At 69.1% G+C, this 22694-nt stretch carries 22 protein-coding genes and 1 pseudogene; 14 read left to right on the top strand and 9 right to left on the bottom strand.

Going from position 1 to position 22694, the window contains the following annotated elements; all coding sequences use genetic code 11:
• Nucleotides 1-94: 94 nt before the first annotated feature.
• Complete coding sequence (locus SCAB_RS25155) at nucleotides 95-1036, top strand: polysaccharide deacetylase family protein (protein ID WP_049875775.1); 942 nt, start codon at nucleotides 95-97, stop codon at nucleotides 1034-1036.
• A gap of 9 nt (nucleotides 1037-1045) precedes the next feature.
• Here the strand turns inward: SCAB_RS25155 and istB are convergent, their stop codons facing one another.
• The 4 genes from istB to SCAB_RS25135 all read right to left on the bottom strand — a co-directional run bounded on the left by istB (nucleotide 1046) and on the right by SCAB_RS25135 (nucleotide 4733).
• Entirely contained in the window at nucleotides 1046-1843 is a 798-nt protein-coding gene (istB, locus tag SCAB_RS25150) for an IS21-like element helper ATPase IstB (RefSeq protein WP_041669610.1), read from the bottom strand.
• A complete protein-coding gene (istA, locus tag SCAB_RS25145) occupies nucleotides 1840-3486 on the bottom strand; it encodes an IS21 family transposase (RefSeq protein ID WP_013002889.1) in 1647 nt (548 codons plus the stop codon). Before istA ends, istB begins: the two co-directional genes overlap by 4 nt.
• A 74-nt stretch (nucleotides 3487-3560) precedes the next feature.
• On the bottom strand, nucleotides 3561-4451 hold the full coding sequence (locus SCAB_RS25140) for a tyrosine-type recombinase/integrase (RefSeq protein WP_013002888.1): 891 nt from the start codon (nucleotides 4449-4451) through the stop codon (nucleotides 3561-3563).
• On the bottom strand, nucleotides 4452-4733 hold the full coding sequence (locus SCAB_RS25135) for a helix-turn-helix domain-containing protein (protein ID WP_028808341.1): 282 nt from the start codon (nucleotides 4731-4733) through the stop codon (nucleotides 4452-4454).
• Between the two features lie 466 nt (nucleotides 4734-5199).
• Between SCAB_RS25135 and SCAB_RS45250 the strand changes: the two genes are divergently transcribed.
• The 12 genes and pseudogenes from SCAB_RS45250 to SCAB_RS25080 all read left to right on the top strand — a co-directional run bounded on the left by SCAB_RS45250 (nucleotide 5200) and on the right by SCAB_RS25080 (nucleotide 16322).
• The gene (locus tag SCAB_RS45250; RefSeq protein ID WP_028808342.1) at nucleotides 5200-5439 is read left to right on the top strand and encodes a helix-turn-helix transcriptional regulator; all 240 of its coding nucleotides are present in this window, start codon (nucleotides 5200-5202) and stop codon (nucleotides 5437-5439) included.
• Nucleotides 5440-5574: 135 nt separating this feature from the next.
• Nucleotides 5575-6819, top strand: coding sequence for a DUF3631 domain-containing protein (locus SCAB_RS25125; protein ID WP_020121665.1), 1245 nt, complete (start codon nucleotides 5575-5577; stop codon nucleotides 6817-6819).
• Between the two features lie 219 nt (nucleotides 6820-7038).
• Complete coding sequence (locus SCAB_RS25120; protein ID WP_013002884.1) at nucleotides 7039-7893, top strand: DUF2637 domain-containing protein; 855 nt, start codon at nucleotides 7039-7041, stop codon at nucleotides 7891-7893.
• Nucleotides 7894-8014: 121 nt separating this feature from the next.
• A complete protein-coding gene (locus tag SCAB_RS25115; protein WP_060878917.1) occupies nucleotides 8015-8665 on the top strand; it encodes a MobC family plasmid mobilization relaxosome protein in 651 nt (216 codons plus the stop codon).
• On the top strand, nucleotides 8662-10332 hold the full coding sequence (locus SCAB_RS25110) for a relaxase/mobilization nuclease domain-containing protein (RefSeq protein WP_013002882.1): 1671 nt from the start codon (nucleotides 8662-8664) through the stop codon (nucleotides 10330-10332). The genes SCAB_RS25115 and SCAB_RS25110 overlap by 4 nt, the downstream gene beginning before the upstream one ends.
• 880 nt (nucleotides 10333-11212) lie before the next feature.
• The gene (locus SCAB_RS25105; protein ID WP_231885121.1) at nucleotides 11213-11692 is read left to right on the top strand and encodes a DUF5994 family protein; all 480 of its coding nucleotides are present in this window, start codon (nucleotides 11213-11215) and stop codon (nucleotides 11690-11692) included.
• A 268-nt stretch (nucleotides 11693-11960) separates the two neighbouring features.
• Nucleotides 11961-12146: pseudogene (locus SCAB_RS49425) on the top strand (serine hydrolase domain-containing protein); the annotation flags it as partial.
• A gap of 380 nt (nucleotides 12147-12526) precedes the next feature.
• A complete protein-coding gene (locus SCAB_RS25100; RefSeq protein ID WP_020121672.1) occupies nucleotides 12527-12865 on the top strand; it encodes a hypothetical protein in 339 nt (112 codons plus the stop codon).
• Between the two features lie 160 nt (nucleotides 12866-13025).
• Nucleotides 13026-13649, top strand: a complete 624-nt coding sequence (locus SCAB_RS25095; RefSeq protein WP_013002878.1) for a DUF5994 family protein — start codon at nucleotides 13026-13028, stop codon at nucleotides 13647-13649.
• A 17-nt stretch (nucleotides 13650-13666) separates the two neighbouring features.
• On the top strand, nucleotides 13667-14860 hold the full coding sequence (locus SCAB_RS25090) for a PP2C family protein-serine/threonine phosphatase (RefSeq protein ID WP_013002877.1): 1194 nt from the start codon (nucleotides 13667-13669) through the stop codon (nucleotides 14858-14860).
• A gap of 94 nt (nucleotides 14861-14954) precedes the next feature.
• Nucleotides 14955-15659 carry a DUF5994 family protein gene (locus tag SCAB_RS25085; RefSeq protein WP_020121675.1) on the top strand — a complete coding sequence of 235 codons (705 nt, stop codon included), beginning with the start codon at nucleotides 14955-14957 and terminating at the stop codon, nucleotides 15657-15659.
• A 315-nt stretch (nucleotides 15660-15974) separates the two neighbouring features.
• A complete protein-coding gene (locus tag SCAB_RS25080) occupies nucleotides 15975-16322 on the top strand; it encodes an STAS domain-containing protein (RefSeq protein ID WP_013002874.1) in 348 nt (115 codons plus the stop codon).
• A gap of 91 nt (nucleotides 16323-16413) precedes the next feature.
• On the opposite strand, the gene SCAB_RS25075 is transcribed toward SCAB_RS25080, so the two are convergent.
• From SCAB_RS25075 to SCAB_RS25055, 5 genes are all read right to left on the bottom strand, one after another.
• The gene (locus SCAB_RS25075) at nucleotides 16414-16896 is read right to left on the bottom strand and encodes a DUF5994 family protein (protein WP_037722676.1); all 483 of its coding nucleotides are present in this window, start codon (nucleotides 16894-16896) and stop codon (nucleotides 16414-16416) included.
• Between the two features lie 672 nt (nucleotides 16897-17568).
• Entirely contained in the window at nucleotides 17569-17838 is a 270-nt protein-coding gene (locus SCAB_RS25070) for a barstar family protein (protein WP_013002872.1), read from the bottom strand.
• Between the two features lie 377 nt (nucleotides 17839-18215).
• Nucleotides 18216-19310, bottom strand: a complete 1095-nt coding sequence (locus tag SCAB_RS25065; RefSeq protein WP_013002871.1) for a CU044_5270 family protein — start codon at nucleotides 19308-19310, stop codon at nucleotides 18216-18218.
• The gene (locus tag SCAB_RS25060; RefSeq protein WP_013002870.1) at nucleotides 19307-19951 is read right to left on the bottom strand and encodes an RNA polymerase sigma factor; all 645 of its coding nucleotides are present in this window, start codon (nucleotides 19949-19951) and stop codon (nucleotides 19307-19309) included. Before SCAB_RS25060 ends, SCAB_RS25065 begins: the two co-directional genes overlap by 4 nt.
• A 955-nt stretch (nucleotides 19952-20906) precedes the next feature.
• Nucleotides 20907-21587, bottom strand: coding sequence for an NAD(P)H oxidoreductase (locus tag SCAB_RS25055; protein WP_041669607.1), 681 nt, complete (start codon nucleotides 21585-21587; stop codon nucleotides 20907-20909).
• A 113-nt stretch (nucleotides 21588-21700) separates the two neighbouring features.
• On the opposite strand from SCAB_RS25055, the gene SCAB_RS25050 reads away from it, so the two are divergent.
• Nucleotides 21701-22633: an AraC family transcriptional regulator gene (locus tag SCAB_RS25050; RefSeq protein ID WP_417159269.1), complete on the top strand. Its 933-nt coding sequence runs from the start codon at nucleotides 21701-21703 to the stop codon at nucleotides 22631-22633.
• Nucleotides 22634-22694: the final 61 nt, after the last annotated feature.

Below are 22694 nucleotides of genomic sequence, written 5' to 3'. Positions count from 1 at the left end.
AGGCTCGTAGATGTTCACGAGAAATGACGGCGCTGTCGCTCTGCGGCGGTCAAATTGCCGTGCGGGGGCCCGGTCCAGGTCTCACACTGCGGGCATGAATGAAGTCAGCGTTCCCGCAGCCGCCGTGCCTTCGGAGCAGTCGAGTGAGTTACTGGGGTATCCGCCTGATGCTCGGCTGCTGATCGTCAACTGCGATGACTTCGGGATGTATCCAGCGATCAACGCCGCGGTGATCGAGTCGGTCGAAGAGGGCATCGCCAGTTCGTGCAGCCTGATGGTCCCGTGTCCTGGGGCGCCGGAGGCTATGAAACTGCTCAGCCGGCGGCCGCAGATCCCGTTCGGGATCCACCTCACTCTGGTATGCGAGATGCCCGACATCCCGTGGGGGCCGCTGATCGCCAAGGAACGAGTTCCCTCACTGCTGGACCCTGCAGGCGAACTGTTCTCGCCGACACCGGTCGGGCGGGCAGCCTTGCTCGCCCAGGCTCGGCTCGATGAGATCGAACTTGAGTTCCGCGCCCAGATCGATGCCGTGGCCGACGCTGGGCTCACACCGACCCATCTGGACTTCCATTGCCTGGCTGATGGCGGCCGCGACGACATCCTCAACCTGTCCGTAGTGCTGGCAGCGGAGTACGGCCTCGCGGTCCGGGTCTGGCTCGAACCTGGGCGCCAGGCGATGCGGAGACGCGGGCTGCCGGTCACCGACAACGACTTCGTGGACAGCTTCTCCCTCGACATTGAAGGCAAGGCGGCCCAATACGCTCAGATGCTGCGTGACCTGCCTGCCGGGCTCAATGAATGGGCGGTGCATCCCAGCCTGGGCGACAAGGAGTCGCAGGCCGTCGACGGTGGCTGGCCCGTGCGCCGGACGGACTACGAGTTCCTGACATCGCCGCAGGCCCGTGAGGTTCTCCAGCAGGAGGACATAGCCGTGATCGACTACCGAACGATTCAGCGAGTCTGGTCCCAGAGCGTGAGTCCTCGACGACTGACCGGGCCCGTCGTCCCTGCGGACGACGGGCCGCTGAGCTGACCGTGAAGCTCAGCCTGCGACGGCCGGTTGTTCGGCTCGCGCGCGGGTGGTGGCCAGGCGGTAGGAGTCGGTGCCGGTCTCGATGATCGTGCCGTTGAAGGTGAGACGGTCGACGATCGCGGCGCAGAGACGGGGATCGGTGAAGGTCTTCGTCCACCCTCCGAACGACTCGTTGGAAGCGATCGCAACGCTGTTCTTCTCCTCGCGCTCGGTCAGCACCTGGAAGAGGAGTTCGGCGCCGTGGCGGTCGAGTTCCATGTAGCCAAGCTCGTCGATGCAGAGGAGATCGACGCGGCCGTAGCGGGCGATGGTCTTGTTGAGCTGCTTCTCGTCCGCAGCCTCGACCAGCTCGTTGACCAGCTTCGTGGCCAACGTGTAGCGGACGCGGTAGCCCTTCATCGCGGCCTCGGTGCCCAGGGCGATGAGCATGTGGGACTTGCCGGTGCCGGAGTCTCCGATCAGGCAGAGGGGCTGACTCTTCTTGATCCATTCGCAGCTGGCGAGAGTATGGACGGTGGCCGCGTCGATGTTCGGGTTGGCATCGAAGTCGAAGGCCCGGAGGGACTTCTCCCGTGGGAAGCCGGCTGCCTTGATGCGCCGTTCTGAACGGCGGCGTGCCCGGTCGTCGCACTCGGTCATCAGCAGTTCGGCGAGGAAGCCGCGGTAGGTCATCTGGTCCTTGACCGCTCTGTCGGCGATCTCGTTGAACTCGTTGCGGATCGAGGGCAGCCGCAGCAGGCGGCAGGCGGTGTCGATCGCGGCGTCGGCGGCCTGCTCGGTCAAGCCTCGCTGGCGGGGCAGGGTCACTGGGCTTCTCCCTCACGGTGGTCACTGCCGCTGGTGCGGCGGCGTCGGAGCAGTCGGTCATAGGGGGTCACCGACGGCAGCGGCCTGGTGTCCGGCGGGAGGTGCGCGAGGCGCCACTCGTGCAGCGACGTGACGGTGGCTGGCGTCTGCCCAGGAAGCGCCGGGATGGATGCGCCGATGGTCGGCTCGTCTTCTGCCTGGGCGGCCTTGCGGGCCTCCAGGGCAACGGCGTCGGCGGTCAGGGCGCCGGCCCGCAGTGCGGTGGCCAGGCCCGCGACCACGTGCTCGTGGGCGAGGTGCCGGTTCAGCAGCAGGACCTCGATCAACGCCCGGGTGCCGTCCCGCTCGCCGTGAACCTTGCGGGCCTGGGCCCACCAGGCGTCGTGGACCGGGGTGAACTTGCCCGCGGACCGGGCCTGTTCCAGAGCCGTGGCACCAGGGAAGGCGCCGGGCTTGCGGATGAGGGCTTCGAGGTAGTGGTCCAGGTCCAGGCGGCAGCTGCCCTTCGCGATCAGCCTCTCGTGGCGGGCCACCTCAATGTTCCTGTCGTAAACCACCAGGTGGGAAGCGTGCAGGACGACGCGTACCCGTTTGCCGATCAGTCGGGTCGGGACCGAGTAGCGGTTGGTGCGGACGGCGATCTGGCTGTAGCGGTCGACGCGTGGCGTGAACAGCCGGCCGGTCTCGAACGGCTCTCCTGGCAGCGGCATCAGCAGCGGCTGCTCGACGGCGAAGTACTCGTCGACGGTCCGCGGCCGTGAGCCGATCCGGCGACGCCCGTCGTGCAGGTCCCACTGGTCGACCATCTCGTTCAACTCAGCGAGGGAGTCGACTTCCGGGACTGGCGTGAAGTGGTTGCGGCGGAAGTAGCCGATCATCCCTTCGACGCCGCCCTTCTCATGGGCGCCTTCGAGGCCAGGGCGGCAGTAGAAGCTCTCGATGTTGAAGTGCGAGCGGAAGGCGATCCACCGGTCGGTCTCCACCCGGGCCCGGTTCAGCCCCAGCACCTGGGCCACGGCCGACTTCAGGTTGTCGTAACGGATCTTGCTTCGAGGGACACCGCCCAGCGTGCGAAGCGCGTGCACGTGTCCTTCGAAGAAGGCTTCCTGGCCGCAGGAGGCGAAGACGCGGTGGACGGCCTTGCCCGAGTAGGACAGGCGGAGCGAGAACAAGTAGCAGGTCACCAGCTCGCCGGCCAGGCGGACGGTCACGTCGCCGAAGTCGACCTCCGCCTCGTGACCGGGCAGGTGGGTCTGCGGCACGAAGGCTTCAACGGGGGCTTTGCCCGAGGCCGCGAGGATCTCCGGCTTCCGGTCAGAGACGTAGCGCCGGACCATCTGGTAGGACACATCGGCGCCGTGCTCCTGGACGAGCCGGTGGAAGATCCGTGTGATCGTATGGCGCTGTTTGCGCGGCGCGTCGAGGTCCGTCCGCAGCATCTCGTCGACCACCGGCTTGTACGGATCCAGCGCAGTTGGCCGCGGCGGCAGTTTCTTCCGGGGCTCCGGCCAGACGGAGTCCACGGCCTTCTTGACCGTCCTCCACGAGACGTTGTACTTGCGCTCAAGCTCGCGCATCTTCATGCCGGCACGGTGGTCACGTCGGATCGCCGCGTACAGCTCGACCTTGGACATCTGCGGCATGACCAGGACCTTTCACCAGGAGCATCCCGATGCTGCCCTGGCAAGTACCTCAGTGCTGTCAAAACTCGTGAACATCACCCGACCGTGGATCTGGGTGCCTCCCAAACCCGTGAACAACTGGCGGCACTACTCGTGAATAAAGCCACCTCTGCCAGGAACCGTGGGATCGGTACTGACCTGCGCTCATGGTTCTTGGGGGTGTCGAGGTAGAGCTTGCCGTTGTCCTCGGCGTACGCCTCGACGATGTGGGCCCGGCAGGAGGCCAGGTCCACGCAGCCCACCTTCAGCGCCGACGCCTCACCCCAGCGCAGACCGGTATAGGCCAGCAGCAGGATGAACACCCGGTAGGCGCCCGACGCGTTGGCCAGTGCGTCGACCTGCATGTCGTCGAGGTACACGTGGTCGGCAGGCGCCGCCTTCGGCAGCGGCACGCCGACCGCCGGGTTGACCGCCAGACGACGGGCCTTCACCGCGTAGCCGAGAACGCGGCTGAGGACGACGTACGCCTTGCGGACCGACCTGGGGCTGAGCTTCCTGCCGCCGGTCGCCTCGCCGGACAGCAGGTCCGCGAGCCACTCGGCGATGTCCTCGAAGTTGACGCGATCCAGCGGGGTGGTGCCCCATCTGGGGATCACATGGACGTCGAGAACGCCGCGATAGCGGCCCCGGGTCGAACGCTTGAGATGGATCTGCGCGGCCAGCCAGGACTCCGCCACCTCTGCGAACTTCACCCGGGCGGCGGCCGGATCACGGTAGGAGCCGTCATTGAGACGGGACTCCATCCTCGTCCGCTCCGCCTCGGCGTCGACCTTGCGGGCGAAGGTCTTCATCTTCGGCTTGCCGTCAGGGTCGTACCAGCGGACTCGGTAGCGACCGGGTGGCGTACGGCCCGCCCGCTTGGCATCAGCTGCGGCACGCGCGTACGCCGCGTGCCCTATGCGGTCCTCGATCCAGACCCGCGCCAACTAGCACCCCTCCCGGTCGCCGCTGGTCACCGACGGGAGCGGCAGGAGTAGCGTGGCGGCGGGGATGCCCAGCGCGGTGGCGATCACGACGAGGTCGTCGATGTCGCAGCGACGGCGCGCGCGTTCGGTTCGGCTGAGGGCGGTGTTGGTCATCGGGCGGCCCAGCGCAGTGCAGCGAGCGGCGAGCTGCTGCTGGGTCAGGCCGCGCACGAGGCGTAGGTGCTCGATGGCGCGGGCAGTGTGGAGGCCGGCAGGGCCTATTTCGACAGGTCGGGTTGCCATAACAGGTAGCTGTAACTTGCGGCCGGGCGCTATGGCAAGAGTTGGTTCTTAAACTCTACAGAAGTCACCCGAGGACTGAGTGGCGTTCCTCTCATCGAATTCCGGCACATCACGAGCCGTCTCTTCGGGAATGCCGTGCTACCTTCCCATCGCGCTCTGATTATGGGCGATTCGAGCAGGTATCAGCCGAACAGCGCACCGGGTTCATCGGATGACACCCGCGCACTCCGCAACACCACCGACCTGCGGAGGTATCGGATTCCGACACCTCTACCGATAACTTCGCCGTAAAAAATTTCGACTTCCGTGGAAGCGGTTTTGGCAACCGCTCATCCACCCTTACTGTTTTCGCCTCCCCAGCCACGCTGAGAGAAGTAGTACAGAGTTTCAGAACCAACTCTGGACTTCTCTCCGTGAGGTGTGGCTGTGTTGTCCAGGCCGTTGTCCAAGACCGAAAAGGAGCCTCGTGCCGACCTCTTCTCCCCGTAGCACCAATGCCCCTGCAACCGCTGCAACTGTCCGTGGCCCGCTTGCCACCCCTGCGGAGGTCGCGGCCTTTCTCGGGGTGCCGGTGAAGACCCTCTACCAGTGGAAGTACCGGGGCATCGGCCCCAACGTGCACAAGGTCGGTCGCCACCTGCGCTACCGCTGGCCCGAGGTGGACGCCTGGGTGAACGCCCAGTCCGCGTACGACCTCACGGCCTGATGCCGCCCTGCCGGGACAGCGAAGCGGCTCTCGGCGAGCCACCGCCGAGAGCCGCAGAGTCCCCGCCTCGTCGCCCTTGAACGATCGAATCGGTGGGCCGGGCTTGCCCGTCCGGCCCACCGGGAAGGAACGCCTGTGGACGAATCTACGTCCCCCGCCACCGCATCCTCGATACGCACCTGGCCGCCCGTCGCCGCCCCGGGCCAGGACCCCACCGCGAAAGCGCCCACCGCTGAGGACGACGAGCCAGGGCAGAGCGTGGAAGGCGCACAGCTACTGGACGAGCTGAGGGAAGCCATCGCGCGGTACGTGATCCTGCCCAGCAGTGAGGCCCTGACCGCCGTCACGCTGTGGGTGGCGGCCACGCACATCCAGCCCGCCCTCCAGCACGCACCTCGCCTCGCCGTGGTCGGGCCGGCGAAGCGGTGCGGCAAGTCCCGCCTGCTGGACGTGCTCACCGAGACTGTGCGCGAGCCGCTGATCACGGTCAACACCAGCCCGGCGGTGGTGTTCCGCGCCATCGGTGAGGACCCGCCCACCCTGCTGGTGGACGAGGCCGACACCATCTTCGGCAGCATCAAGGCCGCCGAGAAGAACGAGGAGCTGCGCGGCCTGCTCAACGCCGGCCACCAGCGCAACCGGCCCGCCCTGCGCATCTCGGGGCCGGAGCACAAGCCGCAGGCGTTCCCCACCTTCGCGATGGCCGCGCTCGCCGGTATCGGGGACCTGCCGGACACGGTCATGGACCGGTCCGTGGTGATCCGTATGCAGCGGCGCAAGGCAGGTGAGCGAGTGGAGCAGTTCCGGTCTCGCCGCGACATCCCCGCCCTGCACGCCCTGCGTGACCGGCTGACCGCCTGGCTGCGTCCGCTGACGGACACCGCAGCCGACCTGGTGCCGCCGATGCCGGTGCAGGACCGGGCGGCGGACACCTGGGAGCCGCTGGTGGTCGTCGCCGAACTGGCAGGTGACTCCTGGCCGGAGCGAGCACGGGCAGCGTGCGTGGCGATGTGCGCGGCCGAGGTCGGCCAGGAAGACGAGTCCAACGTGAAGACGCGGCTGCTGAAGGACGTACGCCGTGTCTTCGCGTGCTACGGAGATCCGGACTCCGTGCGCACGCGGGACCTACTGGAGGAGCTACTCAAAGACCAGGAGGCTCCATGGGCGGAGTACCGCAACACCGGTCTGACCGCGCGCTATCTGGGGATCCTGCTGAAGGGCTTCGGCATCCAGGCGGCCGTCCTCCGCTTCGAGGGCGGCCGGCAGGCCCGGGGCTTCGCGCGCACGCAGTTCACCGATGCCTGGGCCCGCTACTGCCCCGAGGAGCAACCACCCAGCGGCGATGGGACCACGCGTCACGAGTCGGCCGACCACCCGTAAACACCCGTCGCACACGTCGCACCGCAGGTCAACCCCGTGACGGGTCCGGTAACTGTGACGGGTCCTCCTGTACCACCCCAGGCTCCCGTACCAGCCCTGACCAGGCATGCGACGGGTGTGACGAGTCCGCCCCCTTCCCCACCGGCAGCCCTGCCCTGTGGCTATGGCAGCCGTCTCCCCCTGGAGTAACGCTTGCCCTCACGCACCACCCAACCCCCCGTGCCGGCACTGACTGCCGCGATCCGCCTCGGGGTCGCCCTGGTCGGCACAATCGCCTTCGCCCTCTCCTACGACGCCCTGCGGCAGATGGCCGTCGCCATCCACATCCGCGGAGTCCTCACATACGCCTTCCCGTTGGTGATCGACGGGTTCATCGCCATCGGCGTCGCCGCCCTGCTCATCCTGCGCACCGCACCCTGGCGCTCACGTCTGTACGTCTGGGCACTCGTCGGGCTCGCCACGGTCACGAGCATCTGGGCCAACGCCCTGCACGCCATCCGCCTCAACCAGCAGGCACGCACCGCCGGACTGCACCTGGACGACATCACCGTCGGCGCCCTGTCCGCCATCGCCCCTCTCGCGCTCGCCGGCGCGGTCCACCTCGACCTCGTCATCCGCCGCCACCCCACACCCCGCGCCCAAGAGGCTGCCGCCACAACGAGCCAAACGGTCGGCCACAGCCACAACGGCAGACACAGTGCCGAGCCGCCTGCCCGTTCGGACGATCAGACCTCCCTGCCGAAGAAGGTGCGGTGCTCGCCCGATGTGGCCGAGCGCGCGGACGTAGCGGAGGCAGCAGTCAAGGTGCCGCAGGCCCCGACGCCGCTCACCAAAGAAGGCGGCCACGAACGCGACGCCACCTTCGACGAGCTGCTCGCTATCGCCCGCACCGCACCACTGGGACGCGGGGACCGCGCCTCACGTCGCAACATCGAGGCGGCCATCCGCGGCGCTGGGTACCGCATCGGCAAGGACCGCCTGACCCAGATCAAGGACCACGTACAGGCCGAACTCGACCAGGCCGCCCGCCGGCGGCAGGCCGAGCCCGACAAGGAACCCGTCGGCGCCCACTGAGCCCGCAGGCACGCCCGTCACCCTCGCGCTCGACTCCTCCCGTTCGTCCCCGCACAGCCCGGCGCGGGACGAGCGGTCTGGAGCCATGACCTCTTTCCCACCACGCACGGAGAACCGCACAATGCACGACCCGCACCACGAAGTCCCAAGCCTGCCGCAGCAGATGACCGCTACCGCCAACAGCGCAGCAAGGTATGACGCTGGACCGTCCAAGGGCCGGTCCAACGCGGACACCTCCGCCCCGGGGGTGGCGGAGGACCTCGGGCACCGGGGGGTGCCCGAGGAGGAAACGCCAGCCGACGCGGCCGAGCAGTCCCCCGCCGCGCTTGCCGACGAAGTCACCCTGCGTCGTATCGCTCGCCGGCGTACCCGCGAGAGCGTCCAGCGCAAAAAGCGTGTCGACGTCCGCTACAGCGCCGACGAGAAGTTCCGGATCCTCGCCCGTGCCCGCAAGATGGGCATCGCCGGCGCCCACCTCGTCGGCGCCGTCATCATGGCCTATCTCGACGGCGACCTCTCCGTGGGCCTGGCTGGGCAGCGCACCCAGCTCGACGACTGCCTCGACAAGCTCGACGCCCTGCGGGCCCAGGTCGCCCGCATCGGCAACAACGTCAACCAGATCGCCCACCGCGTCAACGCCGGAGGCGATCCTCACCCTGTGGACACCGCTGTCCTCGCCCAGACCGAGCGCACCCTGGACGCCGTCCGCGCCGCCATCGGCGACATCGCGCAGACCATGAACCACGCCGTCTCCGCGAGGGCGGCCCGGTGATCGCCAAGATCGGCAGCGGCAAGAGCACCGCCGGCCTGATCCGGTATCTGTTCGACACGAAGAAGGCCAAGGACCACACCGACCCGCACCTGGTCGCCTCCTGGGACGGCTTCGCTTCCGATCCCGGCCGCGCCGACGACTTCGACGCCACAAAGCTGCGGCTCGTGGCCGACCTCGACCTGCGGGTCAAGCAAGCCCGCCGACTGGGCCGGGCGCCCGAGCGGCACGTGTGGCACTGCTCGGTACGTGCCGCCCCCGGCGACCGGCACCTCACCGACGCCGAGTGGGCCGACATCGCCCACCGGATTGTGGCGGCCACCGGCATCGCGCCACAAGGCGATCCCGACGGGTGCCGGTGGGTCGCCGTACGCCACGCGGACGACCACATCCACATCGCCGCCACCAAGGTCCGAGGCGACCTGCGCACCGCCCGCCACTGGAACGACTACCTGACGGCGGACAAGGAACTCGCGACCATCGAGAAGGAATACGGCCTGAAGCGGGTGGTGCGCGGCGACCGCACCGCCGTCCAGCGCCCCACCCGCGCCGAGACGGAGAAGGCCCGCCGCGCCGGCAAGACCCAGACCTCCCGCGAACGCCTGCGCACCACCGTCCGTCAGCTGGTGTCCATCGCCACCGGCCCGCAGGAGTTCCTCCACTTGCTCGACGGCGTCGAGGGCGTCCTCGTCGACGTCCAGCACTTCCCCTCCGGTGACGTACGCGGGTACAAGGTGGCCGTGGAAGGCGACACCAATGCCGCCGGTGAACCGGTCTGGTTCTCCGGCGCCAAACTCGCCCCCGACCTGTCCTTCCCCAAGATCCGCGAACGCCTCGCCGGCATCGAAGCTCCGCCCGTCACCAAGCCGGGCAGCCGGCGCGCGCCCAGCCCCTGGCACCAGGCCACCGCTGCGGCCGAGCGCATCCTCCACCACCTCGACCACGGCGACGAGGCAGCCGCCCAGGCCCACATCGCGGCCTTCGGCGAAGCCGTCGACCTCCTACCGCTGGTCGCCCCCAGCCATCTGCGGCCACATCTGCAGCAGGCCGCCACCGCGTTCGAACGTGCCACCCGCTCCCGCATGCGCGCCCAGCAGGACCAGGCCCGCGCCCTCCAGAGCGCCGTACGCGCTCTGCGCACCGCTCCGGTCATCGGCGGCTCCGGGCTGGCGATGTTCCTCGACATCGCCGTCCTCGTCGTCATCGCCACAGCCCGCTGGCACCAAGCCCGCCGGCACGACCAGCAGGTCGCCGCCGCCCACCAGGCCCTTGTCCATCTGCAGGCCGCGTACCAGCAGGCTGCTGCCGAGCCGCTGGCCGCCCTGGCCCAGCGTCGACCACCGGCCCGCACCGTGGAAAGGCACGCCCAGCGGATCCTCATGATCGTGCCCGAACACGCTCAGCGAGTCCTCGACGACCCCGGCTGGCCGGCTCTGGCCGCCGCCCTGACCGAAGCCGAGACCGCCGGCCACGACGCCGAGCTGCTCCTCCAGCATGCCGCCCGCCAGCGCACCCTGGACGACGCCCACTCCACCGCCAGGACCCTCACCTGGCGTGTCCAACGCCTCGCCGCCCGGCAGGTCCCCGGCGTGCAGGCACGAGCCGCCCGAGCCCACACGAGCGCGACAGCGCGACCGGCACGTCGCGAGCTGCGACGAGGACCGCTATGAGGGACAACGACCACCCGTACGAGCCAATCTGGCGACACCAGCTGGCGAGCGTAGATCCGCTGCAGCCGCCTCTACCTACTACCTATGCGGCTTCAGCCCCACGCGGAGGCGAGGACTCGCCTCCGCAGATCGACGACACCCTCGTTCTCCCGGCTGACAGCCCAGCACCAGGAGATCGAACAGCTACGGGAGCAGGCTGCCGCCGCCGGCAACGTGCGGCGTGGCTGTGTCAGTTTCTGTGGGAGTTGTTTCACGGTGGCTTCGGGAGTCATTCCGCCGGCTTCTCGGTGATCAACAACGGTGAGTTTTGATGTCACTCGCGGTGTCGGGGCTTCACCGCGGGTGGGCATTCTGGCTTTCTGCCGGCCTCGCGGGCCGGTTCCATGGAGACCGTGTTGCTGTTCGTCGCCCGCGTTCCTGCGGACTGGCCGACCAGGGAAGGTGGACAGCGCAACAGGTCGGTCGGGGCCGGGGTGTGCCCTGTTGGCCCTCTCGGGAAGAGGGCCGAGGGCGTATCCATGACATAGACCCCAGCGGTGCTCGGCAGGAGCTCGGGACGCTCTCAGAAGCACCCGACCCGTTGGACGCCCCGGACACGGTCCCGGGCGGCAGCGCCGTCTTTGGGGAGACAGGCGTCTGTGTGTCCCTGGTCAGGCGCTCACAGGCTCTGACCAGGGGCATTCCAGCGTTCGTGGTTCCCCGATCCGTGCAGGGTGGCTGCGTGCGTCTTTGTGCCGTGCAGGCCAGGCAGTGGCGAGTCCCGTGGGGAGTAGGCTGCAGTCACCGAGGGTATTACGTGCGCCGGTGGCCGTGCTGACGCCGTTCTCGGTGAACGACAATGCCGGGCCGGTCAGACCGCGCCCGGAGGCAGGTTCACGTCATGGAACCGACTGCCGATCAAGTCGCACTCAGCGTAGTCCCCTCTCCACCGCTGCCGGCCCGGCTATCGCTGGCGCCATACGCAGCCGTCCCGGGCGGATTCGACGGAGCCTGGTGGCCGTACTCCCGCAATCTCGCCGACGAACTTCCCGCCCTGGTGGAAGCGATGGACGGGGTGGGCACCATCACCGGAGTCCTTCTGGGGATCGGGCTGTGGCCCGACATCCCGCACCGGATCTCCGTCGGCGGGCACGTCGTGACCGCAGGCTGGTTCGTGTCCGATCACGAACAGCACGAGATCATGCTCTGCTCCTATCGTGACGGGTTTCGCACCCTGCTCATCGTTCCTCCCTCGACGGAGCCTGACACCGCAGCCTGGCTGATGAATAGGCCCGTACCGGTCGACAACAGCAGCACCGCCACCGAACTGCTGGCCATGGCAACGGCCCGCTTCGACGCCTCTGTTGAAGGTCCGCAGTGATCGGACTGCCGATGTGAGGCGTTCTGTCTGAGCACGGCCTGGACGTGCCGAGCCGCCCCGTTCAGCCGGCTTCAGCCCGTTCGACCTGCGCCTTGGGGGCCGTCGGCGACGCCACCGGCGTCCTCGCCCAGGGCGCCACCGACGTTCTCGACACCGACGAGCCGGACGAGCCGATGCGCACCGACACCGTTTTCGACGCCGCCGGCCTCACAAAGATCCTCGCCGTCTGGTCCTCCATCGGCGCCCTGTGGGAAGACGGAACCCTCGACCGGCTCCCGGCACCACTGCCGAGGAGGACGTCTGGGTCCACTACGGCTTCAGCGGCACAGGCATGTGGATCGCCCCCATCGACGGCCGGTGGGCGGTACTTTTGGCCAACGAGCTCTACTACTCCCGCGACCGCAAACCGCTGAACGGTGTCCGTAACGCCTTCCGAAAGCTGGCTTTCACTTAGGGACCAAATCCTCCTGGCGTGGGATGTTTCGCTCGGAGGGGTTCGGAGACCCGGTGAGCGGAGGTCGCGTCGTGTGCGGGTTCGGAAGTGAGCTGGCATTCAATTCGTCCACCCATACTGCCGTCCGGCTTCGATCGCGGGCGGCAGCGCTGTGGGCGTATTCAGGGGGCTGCGCGGCGGCCAGTGCTGGTCCGGAGCCGGGCGCATCCTGTGGCACCTGCCGCGACAGGGCAGGGACGGGGTGGCGCCCCTGCCCTTACCCCGTCGGCCCTCGGCTGTGAGGTACGCATCCTTCGACGCAGCCGCTTCCCCATCGCCCCGGCTTCGCCCTGCTGGTCGCCGAGACGACGGTGCTGGTCGGTTGCGCCTTCGGTTTTCCGATGGGCTCCGACGGCTCCGGCGGCCGGCAGGGCGGCGGAACGCTCCAGGAGATCATCCAGCGGCTCACTTCCCGGGCACGGTTCGTCGTCCTCACCCAGGTCGTGGCCCATCCGCACGCTCAGCACCGCGACATCGCCCGCCGGCTGCAACAGCGTCTCCTCACAGACCTGCACTCCTCCCTCGGCATCACCCTGCTGCATCCCGCCGACCAGACAGGACAAGCCGCCTTCTCGTCCTGGGGCTGGCAGAACATGGGTGAGGTCGTGGGGCTGCACGGCGCCGTCGCCCCCTGCGTGCTGACCTTGTCCGCCGAAGGAACAGCTCTTGCACGCCGGTGATGCGGCAGTGCGATGGCTGCGTGCCACGCCGTCTGCCACAGCCGGGAGTAATCTCAGACATACCGAGAACTTCCGGGCGCACGATGACGGCGGCGCCGTTCCCGGCGAGTGACACGAGACGGGCAGCCGGAAACCGCACGGCCCGGAACGGGATCGCACGATGAACGCCATCACACAGCCCGCCGAAGGTACGGCACCAGGTGACGGACACTCCTACCGCATGCCCTTGCCCCGGCTGCGCCTCACCCCGGACTTCAGCCATGGCCCGCTGGACGGCGCATGGTGGCCGCGCTGCGACGCACTGGAACTGGAACTGCCCGTACTGGTCGACCCCCTGGATCCGGGCATCGGCACCGTCACCCGTGTGACCGTGGAGCCGGCCGCCTGGCCCGATGCCCCGCAGGAGGTGATGGCGCCCGGCCACGTGATCGAGGTGGTGCTGACCGATTCCGCCGCCGAGGCGCATGCCATCACCGTGGACTGCGGCACCGTGGGGAGCTGGGAACTGCTGGTGATCCCCACGGAAGAGCCGGCCCGAGTGGCCACCCGGCTGCTGAGCGCTGCTGCCGACCCCGCGAACCCACTGTCGGCTCCGCGCCTGCCGGCACTCGCCGAGAGCGGCCCCGACGGACAGGACACATGGGAGTCGGAAGGAGGAGCCGGACCCGGTAAGCAGCCCGGTCGGCTCCGCACGACCGGCGGGCCGGGCATGCACGACCGCATGATGGAGCCATGGCACCGTCAGATCCTTTGTCATCCGGGCCCGCCCCCGCCCCTAGCGTGACCACGGAAGGTGAGCGAATGCCAGCAGGGCGACGCCCGGACCGGTCCGAGAGCTTCGGGGAAGCTCTTCTCGGGAAGATCCTCGACAGCGCGCACGAACTCCCGCCCCACCTCATCGGGCCCCTGGTCGCCGACGTGATGGGACAGCTCGGTGGCCACCGTCCGCAGGTGCTGTTGCAGGACTACGGCCAGTTGGTGCTCGTACCGCTGCCCGGCGAGGGCCTCACCGGCGGGGGGCCGCAGGTGATCGACGACTCCGAGGCGGGCCGCTGCTTTCTCGACGCCGTCCCTGTCGAGGTGCCTCAGGAGGGCGGCGTCCGGGTCCATCTGCCCCTGCTGGACGGCGGTGACCAGGTGGGAGTCATGGCGGTGACGATGGACAGTGTCGACGATGACGACCGCCGCCTGCTGCTCAGAATCTCCGGCCTGGTGGCCGACCTTCTGGTGACCAAGCACGGCTACTCCGACCTGTTCTTCGGCGTCCGACGCGATGAGGGGATGAGCGTCGCCGCGGAGATCCAGTGGTCGCTGCTGCCACCTCTGGCCATGATCATGCCCCGGGTCGCCGTGGCCGGGATCCTGGAACCCGCCTACGCCGTGGGCGGCGACAGCTTCGACTACGCGCTGAACGGCGACGTCCTCCACGTGGTCATGATCGACGCGATGGGGCACGGGCTGGACGCGGCCACGATGGCCACCGTGGCCATCGGCTCCTACCGCCACGCCCGCCGCGCCGGCATCGGACTGTTGGAGATCTACGCGTTCATGGACCGCGCCGTGGCCGAGCAGTTCGGTCCCGAGCACTTCGTCACCGCGCAGATGCTGCAGCTGGACACGACCACGGGGCGGGTGCAGTGGGTCAACGCCGGGCACCCGCCGCCGATCCTCGTCCGCGACCACCGCGTCGCACAGCGTCTGGTCGCCCCGACGACCCTTCCCGTCGGCCTGGGCGGTTCGGAGCCTCGGGTGAGCGAACTGGGGCTGGTGCCCGGGGACCGAGTCCTCTGCTTCACCGACGGAGTGGTCGAGGAACACAAGAGCGGCGGGGAGGAGTTCGGCGAGGACCAGCTGATCGACTGCGTGAACCAGCTGGAGAGGACCGGCCGCGGCATCCGGGCGGTGACGCGCTCCCTGTCCCACACGCTCAAGCAGGCGCGCGGCGGACAGACCAGCGACGACGCGACGCTGCTCATGGTGGAGTGGCGCGGCTGACCTCTCGTCCCCGCCGTCCGTCACCGTTGCACGGCCGCAGGTACCGCACATCCGTGCGATCACTACGCCTCGCCGCCGGTCAACGCGGAGTAGTGTGGGCAGTACCGAGGGCATTTCGCACACCGGCTGCCACGCCGGGTCGTCCCCGGCGAAGGATGACACCCGGGCCGCGGCACAGGTGGCCCGGAGACGGGTCCGCATCATGTCGGCGACCTTGTACCCCACCCTGCCGCACCGCGAGCCCGTCGCAGCCCCGGCCGCACGTCTCGCGCTGAAGACCGACGGCGCCTCCCGCGGGCTGCTGGACGGAGCCTGGTGGCCACGGTCCCGGGACCTGCTCAGCGAACTGCCGGCGCTCACGGACGTGTTGGACCCCCTGTGGGGCCGCATCACCCGTATCGCCGTCAACCCGGAGCACTGGCCGGTCATCCCGCGCAAGATCCCCGTGAGCGGGCACATCGTCAAGGTCGGCTGGTTCACATCGGAGATCGACCCGCACAAACTGCTGCTGCTCTCCTACGGCACCAGCCGCTGGGATCTCCTCGTCGTTCCGCCCGAGACCGGGGCCCAGTCGGCGGCCCGTCTGATGGCAGCCGTATCCGACCACGACGGCCCGCCCCTGACCGCGAGCGCGTACATCGCCGCGGAAGCGGCCCGGCACGCCGTCTCCCCCACCGACCAGGCACTGGACCCGGACGAGGCATGGGAGTACGAGGGCGGCGCCTCGGCGGTGTCCGCGGCCGGCACCGGACAGACCGGTCCGCCAGGGCCGGCCAGCCGGCTGATCATCGGTATGTGAGGTGGCCGCCATGAACGCCTTCCTGACAGCCATCGCTTTCCTGGTCCTCGTCGCAGTGGCGGCGTACGTGATCCACCGGCTCGGGCTCCAGCACGCCGACAGGATCGCGGCGTACCGGTACAGCACTCCCCGGCCCGGTCGCCGTGGCCGTGGCACGCCCCAGCCGCACGCCGCACCATGGGTCGGCATCCGGGCGTCCGACCGGCCGCCCGGCCGCCCCGCCCCACCACCCACCCGGCCCGCGGCGACGCGAGCCCGGGGCGTGGACGCAGGCTCTGGAGCACCAGAGGTTCCGAGCATCCGAACCGAGGCGTCATGACTCTTCCACGGCTGAACGTCTACCGGCACGACCGGGGCGCGCGGGCCCTGGTCACCCTGGCCGGTGTGATCGACCCCGTCACCGCGCCCCGGGTGCGCGCCGCTCTGGAGCAGTGTCTGCGGGACGGGATCACCCTCATCGACGTCGATCTGACCACCGTAGACCGCTGTGACGACAGCGGCCTGCGCGTCTTCCTCGACGTGTCGGAGCATGCCGCCGAGGTCCAGGCGTTCCTGCTGCTGCACCACCCCTCCCCGCAGACCGAACGACTGCTCATGGACACGGGCTCCGACGGTTTGCTCTACCCGATGAGGCCGGGAGGGGCGCGCCCTCAGCGGGCCTGACGTCGGCAGAAGCGCCCCAGGGAACGGGCCGCCTGACGGAGAGCGCTGGTGCGCCGGTCAAGTCGCGCCGGTCGCTCCACGCGCCGCCCCGTCAGCCCACAGGACCACGCCCGCTCCCGGTGTCGATGAGGATCTGTTCCGCGTCGCTGACGTTGTCCACCCGGACCGCCTGGGCCATCGCGGCACGGGCGGCATCCGGTGCCGCGTCGGGCGGGACGACCAGCAGCGAGAAGATGTCCCGGTCGCCCCGGGTGATCAGAACCGTGTCGTCACCGACCGGGAAGGAGTCGATGTGCACCACGTGGTCGTCCACGACGACACGCGTCGGGAGACCCTCCCAGGCGGAGGCATCCAGCCCCACACGGGACACGGGGCCGAGGTGGGCGACGAGGGCACTCAACAGGGCGGGCAGCTCGGCCCCGATGTCGCGCGAGCGCGGCCACCACGCGCCGTCGAGCGCGCCTTTGCGTGATTCGGTCGTCTCCAGCCGGAGAAGCGCAGATCCCGGTCGCACGGCCTCGTGGACGCCACTGGGCAGCCGCCGGGGAACAGGTGGTGTGTCCGAGCTGGTCATGATGACCACCCGTCTGTAGGGCCGGTGCGACGACGGGACTCCGCCCCGCAGCTCCCACGCTACTCCTGGCGCCACACGCACCGACGTCTGCAAGATCGCCCGCCCTCTCGCCCCGCCCCGACGGAACGGATCCAGCACACATGAGGTTGGGAAGCCCCGTGAACACTGGAGAACCACGGAGTGGTGTTTTCCCAGGCCAGACGCACTCCGACCGACGTTTCCTCAGGTCAAAGCCCTGCCCAGGGAAAACTCCTAAAGCGGGTGTCGCAGGTTCGAATCCTGCCGGGGGCACAGCAAAAGGGCCAGCTCAGGAGGGTTTCCTCCCAGGCTGGCCCTTGGTCGTGTTCGAGGCCGTGCCACACGCGTGCCAGTCAGTCCACTATCAGTCCACATCCCCCAGCCGAGGACCTCTCCCCCGCCCTCGCGGATCATGGCTCCGAGCCGATCAGCGATGGCCCGGTCACGGTCGCTGGTCATGTGCTGATAGATCAGCGCGACGCGCGAGCTGCGATCGGATGCCCGCTTGCCGAGCGTCCTGGGGCCGTCCGAGGCCGACCAATGTCGACAGCCGGTGTGCACGGGTGACCACCCCCACTCCGCCCCTGGCATGGGCACCCGCGGATGATCTGCCACATTGTTCGTGTTGTGCCCGCACCCGGAGATAGCACATCGCTACTCATACGCAGCGACGAACTCCGGGCGGTACGTGGCTTGGTAGTTGTCGAGCGCCCGGCGCAGCATGGCGGCCCCGCGGGGGACGTCGGCCGTGAGCTGGTCCCAGCCGAGGAAGCGCACGTGATCCGGGATCCTGACCAGGCCAGTGATTGCGTCCCAGAAGGCAGCCCAGTTCATGCCGTAGAAGTCCGGGAAGCTCAGCTCCCGCTTCAGAAGCAGGTGCAGGGCGCGTTCGTCGGTCACCTCGCTGACATCAATGGTGATCACGGCGACATGCTTGCATGTGGTTGTCCGCTCTGACATCCACGAGTGACATCGACAGCAGCGGACGGCGAGTACAACGAGCAGCCGCGTGAGGCACCAGTGCCTGAGGCGGGCCCCCGCCAGACCGGGTGGATAGACGAACTTGTCATGCGAGACGGCTCACGCACGAGCACCCTTCCGGGCCGTCCTCGGGCCGTGGAAGGGCGCTCAATGGTGACCACCGTCGACAGGCCGGCGCTTGCCACGCCCGTTGAGACCCGCCGACCTCGCGTTTGCGTGTACTCAGTCGAATCTGCGGGTTGTCATCCCGTAGTAGTCCATGACGAATTGCAGGAATATCAATCCAGACTCCTCATCCGCCACTTCCGCGCGAATGAGATTCAGCTTGCCTGCCCGGGGAGCTGCTTGCTGGCGTCGACGACCGCGCGCTCGGTGATCGCGCTGGTGTGCGCGACGGTACCGACCGTGAGGGGACTGTCAGCCATGGCCTTGACCACCACGACGCGCTCGCCGAGGAACCGCAGCGTCTTCTTGTCGAAGATCCACTCGGTGCGCTCGCCGGCTAGGGGGTTCTCCCGCGCGATCGCGATCCCGTGCCTGCCCGCGGCGTCGACCGCGTCGTTCACCGCGACGACGCCGGGGATCTTGGCCGCGGCCTTGTAGAGGGCGGCGCCGACCTCGGCGGGCGGGTAGCTCTCGAACAGCAGATCGCCGATCGCGACGAAGGCCGCCTGGTCGCGGGGGACTTCGGGGTCCCGGACGGCGTCCGAAGCGCGGTAGATCCGCTTCAGCAGCGCGTCGGGGTCGGTCGGCAGCTCGGCCAGGGCGTTGTAGGCGCTGCTGTCCGGGATGTCGCTCTGCAGGGTGATGCCCTTGTCGCTGGTCTCACCGGCCTCGATCAGCCAGCCGTCCCTGCCGTCGAGGGATTTCCAGACGTGGCGGGAGTGCAGCTTGGTGCTGACCGCCTTGCTCTTGTTGTCGCCGTCGACCGCGATGTAGGTGTCGGCCACCTTCGAGGCGATGTAGATGTACTGGCCCGTGCGCGGGGTGGGCTCGGAGGTGTCGGCGGCGGCCAGGGAGATGCGTTCGAGGAGCTGGGGGGCGCCCTTGGCGTCGGCGACGCCAATCCTGGTGGTCAGTGCGGGGCCGGTGGCCAGTTCGGTCGTGCCGCCGTGGCCATCGGCCCCGCCGCCGGTGAGGGCGAGGCCGCCCGCGACCGCGCCGGCCAGGGCGAAGGCCGCGGCGGGCAGGAGGATTGTACGGCGCAGGAACGGGTTGGAGCGCTTCACGGGCGCGACCGGAGAGGTGGCGGACGTACGGGAGGGGGTGCGGAGGTCTTCGTGGATCCGGGCCATCATCTGCTCCTTGTGGAACTGGTGGCGGCCCGCCGGCAGATCCCGCTCGGCGGAGGGCAGCAGACTCTGCGTCTCCGTCCACTCGGCCGGGTGGGGCCGGTGGGAGGGGCTGGCGTTCATCGGTTTCCTTCCTGTGCGGACCGGACCGCGTATCCGCGATCACCTGTTATCTGCCGGTTCGTGCGAGTGGGTTCCCTTTTTTCTCCGAGCAGTTGCGCGTCGGCGAGCCTGCGCAGCTTGGCGCGGGCGCGGGAGAGGCGGGAGCGGACGGTGCCGACCGGGATACCCAGGGCGCGGGCAGCCTCGGCGTACTCCAGCCCCTCCCACAGGCACAGCGTCAGGACCTCACGCTCGGGGCGCTTGAGCAGGCTGAGGGCGGCGAGCGTGGCGTTGATACGGCGCCGGTCGTCCAGGCGTCCGGCGGTCTCCTCGGCGTGGTCCTCGACCCGTTCCTCGGCGGCGTGCGCGGCGGCCGCGACGCTCGCCGCGTTGCGGTAGCGGCGGTTGCTGCGGTGGTGGGAGCGGGCGACGTTGGTGGCGATGCCCAGCAGCCACGGCCGCAGCGAGCCGCCTTCGGCCTCGACCGAGGCCCGGCGCCGCCACGCCTCCATGAAGGTCGTCGACATCACGTCCTCGGCCAGCGACCAGTCGGCGGTCAGCCGGAAGGCGTGGTTGTACACCGCACGGGCGCACGCGTCGAAGAGTTCCGCGAAGGCGTCCGGATCTCCGTTTCGCACCCGGGTTCGCATATCTGTGGTCACGTCTTGAGCTGACGTACGGTGCGGGCGAGTTCCGGTGAGACGCGTCACAGCCGTCGTACAGGTCACCGGGGTGGTGACCTGTACGAGGACTCGGTGGACGGGGCAGTCGCTCAGCCGCGCACCGCTCAGGCTGCGAGGCTCGAGAACAAGGGGGCCGATCCGATGCGGGACACGGTCCGGGGGTGCGCAGGCCGGTCGAACAGCTGTGGGAGGTGTCGAGGCCGAGCGCGGGCGCAGAGCAGGCTGATCCGGCAACGCCCACCGGCACGGGCGGTCACCGTCCCACCGACGGTGAACGGTGCCGTTGTCGTCGTACGCACACCAGGCCGGGCTTCGGCAGAGCTGCTCGCCCACGGGCCAACACTTACGGCCCGGAGCGGCCGAGAACCGACGGGGCCCGGGCCTCGGGCTGACGGTCACGCCGGTCCAGGCACAAGCAATACAGGCACAAGCAATACAGGTCGATGTCACGACGCCGTAGGGCCGCCGGTTCACGGCAGGGCGGTTGAGGACGCGCCGAGCGGTCGTCTCCTGGACTTCTTCGGCGCCTCCGCCTGCCCGCGCCCAGCAGGTCCAGCAGGTCCAGCAGGTCCAGCAACCTGGACGTCTCAGCGAGTTCACGGGCACGCCGGGGACGAGTGAGCGGGATGATCGCCTCGGGCCCGGCCTCGCCGACAGGACCCATGACGGGCGCTGTGGCAATGCCGCCATCGGCGAACGGCAGCACACTGCGCCGACACCACGGTGGAGATGAACGATCCGATCGCCGACCGGGCGGAGTTGAAGCCCCGGCATCAGTACGGCGTTCACCGCGGTGGTGCACTGCTTCACACAGGTCCCCGGCTTGATCACGGCGGCGCTCGCCGCGCTGCCCTGCCGGGCCTCCTGGTCGATCTGTTGAGGGCGCAGGCCGGAATCATCGCGCTGTTCACGGTCGTGCGGCCCGCGCACGGCCTCAGGCGGCCGCTGGTTCCGCTGCGAGGAACCCTTCCACGGCCTTCGCCGCGCGTCGGTCGAACTCGGCATACTGCGCCTCGCGCTCGGCTCCCGCAACCGCGTCGCCGACCAGCAGATTGCCCTCGGCGTCGACGCGCTGTGGGCGCTCCTCGGCGTCGGGGAGCAGGGCGACGGAGGAGTAGGAGAATCCGCAGTAATAGGCGATGCCCTCGCTCAGGTTGGTCTCCAGCACGGCCTGCATTCCCTCGGTGACGGGGTCATCGGAGGTGGCGCCGGCCAGGCCCAGCCACAGCATGCGCTTGCCCGCCAGGCGGGGCTTGCTGCGGCCGTAGGCGAATCCGTAGTTCCACACGCGATCGATCCAGCCTTTGAGGAGAGCGGGCACGCTCTGCCAGTACACGGGGAAGACGGCGACGACGACGTCGGCTTCGAGAACGCGCTGCATATGGGCCTGGACTTCGTCCGAGTACGACTTCGCCCGGTTGCCCCAGTCCGGCTGGTCCGCCACGTTCATCCGCGGGTCGAACCCCTCGGCGTGCAGGTCGAGCAGGTCGACGCGGTATCCGGCGGTCTCGAGTCGCGCGGCGGTACGGCGTGCGGTGTGCGCGGTGAGTGAATCGGTCCGGTGGTGTGCGACGACCACAAGGGCGGTGCTGTCAGCGCTGCTGCGGTGCGACACGGTTTCTCCTGGCTGGTCTCGGTCGGTTCGACCAGTCCAGTACATCCGTGACCCCTTGGACGATCCATAGGGGAAACGCTCCGCTGCATAGGAGTTCGTCTACGATGGCGTCCGTGGATCCTTTGAGTGCGCTACTCGGTGGCATCCGGGCCGAGGGCTCGATCGTCAGCCACGCCGTGCTGGAAGCGCCCTGGACCATCCGCTTCGTCGACGGCGCCCCGCTCACGATGGTCAGCGTGCTGCGGGGCGGCGGCATCCTGCTGCTGCCCGACGGCAGCGAACAAGCGGTCGGCGTCGGCGACACGGCCATCGTGCGCAGCCTTGACGCGTTTCACCTCGTGGACCAGCCGGACACTCTCGACCGCCCACACGTCGAGTACGAAATCGCGTGCTTCGCGGCGGATGCCGAATGCACGGCCCGAGACCTCGGCGGCATCCGCTGGGGCGACGAACCGGACGGAGCGACCGCCCTGATCGTGGGCGCGTACCGCGCCTCGGGCCATCGCCATGAACGACTGCTCCGCGCATTGCCGCCCGTACTCGTGATCAACGAGGACACCGAGGTCTGCGCCTGGCTGGAGACGGCCGCCGCCGACGCCGCCCTGCGCTCGGCCGGCTCCCAGGCCCTGATGGACCGACTGCTGGACTGGGCCCTGGTCTGCACGCTGCGTACCTGGTTCGACCGGGCGGGCTCGGAAGCTCCCGACTGGTATCGCGGCCTGGCCGACCCGATCCTCGCCCCCGCTCTCGAAGCCTTCCACGCCCGGCCCTCCAAGAGATGGACGGTAGAGGCGCTCGCCACCGAATCCGGCGTCTCCCGGGCGCTGTTCGCCAAACGCTTCACCAAGGTGATGGGCAGCCCGCCACTGACCTACGTCAGCGGATGCCGCATGGACGAGGCCGAGGCACTCCTGTCCGACACCGACTCCTCCATCGCTCGGATCGCGAAGTCTGTCGGCTACGCCGATGCCTTCGGCTTCAGCGCCGCCTTCAAGCGCCGTCGGGGCGTGAGCCCCAGCGCCTTCCGCGCCCGTAGCACCCTCTGACGCGCGCGTAACACCCTCTGACGAGACGGCCGGTCGGCCGAGGCACTCGACGACATCGCAC

Origin of the sequence: Streptomyces scabiei 87.22, assembly GCF_000091305.1 — a bacterium.
Classification (GTDB): Bacteria; Actinomycetota; Actinomycetes; order Streptomycetales; family Streptomycetaceae; genus Streptomyces; species Streptomyces scabiei.
The sequence above is the reverse complement of the archived record's forward strand: the minus strand, read 5'-3'. Positions and strand labels throughout refer to the sequence as shown.

Excerpts from the sequence above, each read along its gene's own strand:
- SCAB_RS25155 (WP_049875775.1), top strand. The coding sequence starts at position 95 with ATGAATGAAGTCAGCGTTCCCGCAGCCGCCGTGCCTTCGGAGCAGTCG.
- SCAB_RS25100 (WP_020121672.1), top strand. The coding sequence starts at position 12,527 with ATGGGCTCCGACGGCTCCGGCGGCCGGCAGGGCGGCGGAACGCTCCAG.
- SCAB_RS25080 (WP_013002874.1), top strand. The coding sequence starts at position 15,975 with ATGACTCTTCCACGGCTGAACGTCTACCGGCACGACCGGGGCGCGCGG.
- SCAB_RS25095 (WP_013002878.1), top strand. The coding sequence starts at position 13,026 with ATGAACGCCATCACACAGCCCGCCGAAGGTACGGCACCAGGTGACGGA.
- SCAB_RS25075 (WP_037722676.1), bottom strand. The coding sequence starts at position 16,896 with ATGACCAGCTCGGACACACCACCTGTTCCCCGGCGGCTGCCCAGTGGC.
- SCAB_RS25115 (WP_060878917.1), top strand. The coding sequence starts at position 8,015 with ATGCACGACCCGCACCACGAAGTCCCAAGCCTGCCGCAGCAGATGACC.
- SCAB_RS25135 (WP_028808341.1), bottom strand. The coding sequence starts at position 4,733 with ATGGCAACCCGACCTGTCGAAATAGGCCCTGCCGGCCTCCACACTGCC.
- SCAB_RS25090 (WP_013002877.1), top strand. The coding sequence starts at position 13,667 with ATGCCAGCAGGGCGACGCCCGGACCGGTCCGAGAGCTTCGGGGAAGCT.
- istA (WP_013002889.1), bottom strand. The coding sequence starts at position 3,486 with ATGCCGCAGATGTCCAAGGTCGAGCTGTACGCGGCGATCCGACGTGAC.
- SCAB_RS25105 (WP_231885121.1), top strand. The coding sequence starts at position 11,213 with ATGGAACCGACTGCCGATCAAGTCGCACTCAGCGTAGTCCCCTCTCCA.
- SCAB_RS25065 (WP_013002871.1), bottom strand. The coding sequence starts at position 19,310 with ATGAACGCCAGCCCCTCCCACCGGCCCCACCCGGCCGAGTGGACGGAG.